Annotated in this window: 3 protein-coding genes; 2 read left to right on the top strand and 1 reads right to left on the bottom strand. The window is 64.0% G+C overall.

The genetic code is table 11. From position 1 onward, the window contains the following. The coding region (locus KDH09_15645) for a M28 family peptidase (protein ID MCB0221131.1) at positions 1-755 on the bottom strand (755 nt) is incomplete at its 3' end. A 174-nt stretch (positions 756-929) separates the two neighbouring features. Between KDH09_15645 and typA the strand changes: the two genes are divergently transcribed. Both typA and KDH09_15635 read left to right on the top strand, forming a co-directional pair. Further along, positions 930-2,816 carry a translational GTPase TypA gene (gene typA, locus KDH09_15640; GenBank protein MCB0221130.1) on the top strand — a complete coding sequence of 629 codons (1,887 nt, stop codon included), beginning with the start codon at positions 930-932 and terminating at the stop codon, positions 2,814-2,816. 95 nt (positions 2,817-2,911) lie between these two features. Further along, positions 2,912-3,274, top strand: coding sequence for a DUF952 domain-containing protein (locus tag KDH09_15635; protein MCB0221129.1), 363 nt, complete (start codon positions 2,912-2,914; stop codon positions 3,272-3,274). Positions 3,275-3,375 lie beyond the last annotated feature (101 nt).

The following is a 3,375-nucleotide window of genomic DNA, read 5'->3' as shown; positions in this document are numbered from 1 at the left end:
TACCAGAAACTCGTGTGAGCAAACGGCGCATGGTCGCTGGACGCGCCTTCGGGCAGTTTCTCGGTGCCGATGGAGGCGCCTGAGTCGCGTGCCGCATAAAGCAGGCGTTGCATCAGGTGCGCGTCGCTCACGTCGCTCATCACGCAGTCGCGCGTGCCGGCGCGGGCAAGCGTGTCGAGATTGACTGCGAAGGCAATGCGGGCGACCTCATCGGGATCGAGCCGCGCGACGTGGGCGCGCGCGCCGCGTAGGCCCATTTCCTCTGCGCCGGTGAGCACGAAGCGGTAGGTGTAGTGGTTCTCCCGCCCCGCAAAATGCCTGGCCAGCGCGAGCACCATCGCCACGCCCGTGCCGTTGTCGAGGGCCCCGTCGGTGAAATAGCTCCAGGAAACCAGCTCATCGAGGGCGCCGTTCACCAGCAGGCTGGCCAGCGCCAGCGGGTTGGTGTCGACCTTGTCCCAGTGGGCAGTGACGTAGACGATCTCGTCGCCGCTGCCGGGGATCTCCAGAATCAGGTTCTCGTGGAAGGTGAACCAGTCGATCCACTCGGTATGAAGGTAGGGCGAGAGCCCCAGCTCCTCGATCCGGTCCTCGACGGCCCACTTGCGCCCGCGGTTGGTCCAGGCGTCAGAGAGGGCTTCCACCGTGGCCATCAGCTCCGACCCGGCGGGCTGCTCCAGGGGCGCGGCGTCTGCGCCAAAGGGCAGGGTCAGGAGAAGGGCTCCCAGCAGGGCGGAGAGGGATTTGAACGGCATTTTCACGTCCCCGATTGGTAGCACGCCGCCCGGACGGGTGGGGCCCCGCCCCTGAAAAAACGAAAAGTGGCGAAAAACGCAATTTCCCGGGGGCGAGCTCGCATATTTGCCCAAAACCGGCTACACAGGCCCGGCCCACGGGAGGATTTCCCGGGCAGAAAAGTGCAACTGGACATGACGACCGACGCTTCGAAAATCCGCAACCTCGCGATCATCGCGCATATTGACCACGGCAAGACCACCCTGATCGATTCGATCTTCCGTTCCTGCCAGACCTTCCGCCAGAACGCCCAGGTGGAATCTCGCGTGATGGACTCCCACGCACTCGAGCGCGAGCGCGGCATTACGATCCGCTCGAAGCTCTGCAACGTGCAGTGGAACGGCTACCACATCAACATCATCGACACGCCCGGGCACGCCGATTTCTCCGGCGAAGTCGAGCGCGTGCTCTCCATGGCCGACTCGGTACTGCTGCTCGTCGATGCGAACGAGGGCCCCATGCCCCAAACGCGCTACGTGCTCATGCGCTCGCTGCGTCTTGGTCTCAAGCCCATCGTTATCGTCAACAAGGTGGACCGTCCCAACGCCGAGCCCGACGCCGCGCTGGAGAAGACCTTCGATCTCTTCCTGGAACTCGGCGCCACCGATGAACAGACCGACTTCCCGATCCTCTACGGCTCGGGCCTCAACGGCTGGTTCGTGCGCGACCTGGACAAGGACGAACACGAAAACGGCATGGAGGCGCTCTTCGAAACCATCGTCGAGAATGTTCCGCCGCCCGACGTCATCGAGGACGCGCCCTTCCGCATGCAGGTCACGAATATTGGCTGGAACGAATACATCGGCCGTATCGGTTGCGGCCGCGTGCTCGAAGGCGCGCACAAGGTGGGCGATCCGCTCGTCCGAACCATGACCAAATGGCGCAGCTACGAACAGGAAGAGGGCGAGTGGGACGTCACGGGCAAGGAGAACATGCGCAGTTCCCACCTGTGGATCACCGAAGGACTCGACCTCAAGGAAGTCGAAGAGGTTTCGGCCGGCGACATCATCTGGTTTGCCGGTCCCAAGGACCTCGACATCGGTGACACGATCAGTGTCCCCTCGCTCGCCGACCCGGCGCTCCCGCCGCTCGACATCGAAGAGCCCACGGTCTCCATGCTCTTCCTGGTGAATACGAGCCCGTTTGCCAGCAAGGAAGGCAAGGCGGTGACGCTTCGTGAGCTCAAGGCCCGCATCGAGAAGGAATTGCGCGTCAACGTGGCGCTTCGCATGGAAGACATCGGCCGCGCCGACGGCGTGAAGGTCTCGGGCCGCGGCGAGCTGCACCTGGCCATCCTCATCGAGGAAATGCGCCGTGAGGGCCTCGAGTTCTGCGTGTCCCGCCAGGAAGTCGTCACCAAGCGCGACGGGGACGGCAAGCTGCTCGAGCCGCTCGAAATGCTCTTCATCGATGTGCCCGAGGAATACCAGGGCTCCGTCATTGAATCGCTCGCGCGTCGCAAGGGCGACCTCGTGAACATGGAAGTGAGCGGCCACGGCACCATTCGCCTGGAATACAAGATCCCCACGCGCGGCATCATCGGATACCGCAACGAGTTTCTGACCAGCACGCGCGGTCTGGGCATCATGGCCTCGCGCTTCATTGGCTACATGCCCTACGCAGGCGAGATTGCCGCGCGCAGCCGCGGTGCCATGGTTGCGATGGAGAATGGTCCGGTCACCGCCTACAGCATCGAGAACCTGCAGGACCGCGGCACGCTCTTTGTGAAGCCCATGCAGGAGGTCTACACCGGTCAGATCGTGGGCGAGTGCGCCAAGCCCGGTGACCTTCCCTGCAAGCCGACCAAGGCCAAGCACGTGACCAACCACCGCAGCGCCAACAAGGAACAGACCGTCGTGCTTGATGCGCCGCGCATCATGGGCCTCGATGCCGCGCTCGAATGGATCTCCGATGATGAGCTCGTGGAAGTCACGCCCGAGAGCGTGCGCATTCGCAAGACGGTCCTCGACTTTGAAGAGCGCCGCCGCGCCGAGAAGCAGCGCGCGAGCCTGGCCAGCTAGTCACGGGCATAGCCCGTTCAATCCTTCAACAAGCTCAGGACGAAGTTGGGCGTTACGTTGGTTTCGGGAAGCTGTTTGTGTCTCTGATCTACCACATGGCCGCCGGCGCAGACTGGCGCGCGGCGCAGGCCGGCGGCAGCTACGTGGCGGCAAGCCTGGAGGCCGAGGGCTTCCTTCACTGCTCCACCGCTGCGCAGGTGGTCCCCGTCTCCAATGCTTTCCTCAAGGGGCAGAGCGGCCTCGTACTGCTGTGCATCGATCCGGAAAAGCTCACGAGCGAGCTCAAGTGGGAGGCGCCCGCGCACCCCGACCCGGACGCCGCGGACAAGCCCTCGGACGAGCAGCTTTTCCCCCACATCTACGGCCCGCTCAATACCGGCGCCGTCGTCGCGGCCGTGGCCTTCGAGCCCGGCGCCGACGGGACTTTTGCTTTCCCCGAAGACGCGCCGCGCAATTAAATCTCCTTCATGCCCCCGGGCCCGGCTCGCACGGGCAGGGTGCTCGTGGTAGCGTTTGCGCCATCAATGCCCGCAAACGATGGAGACCTCATGCGCACACT

Source organism: Chrysiogenia bacterium, assembly GCA_020434085.1.
Classification (GTDB): domain Bacteria; phylum JAGRBM01; class JAGRBM01; order JAGRBM01; family JAGRBM01; genus JAGRBM01.
Note: the sequence above shows the minus strand (reverse complement) of the source record. Positions and strands in the feature narration are given on the sequence as shown.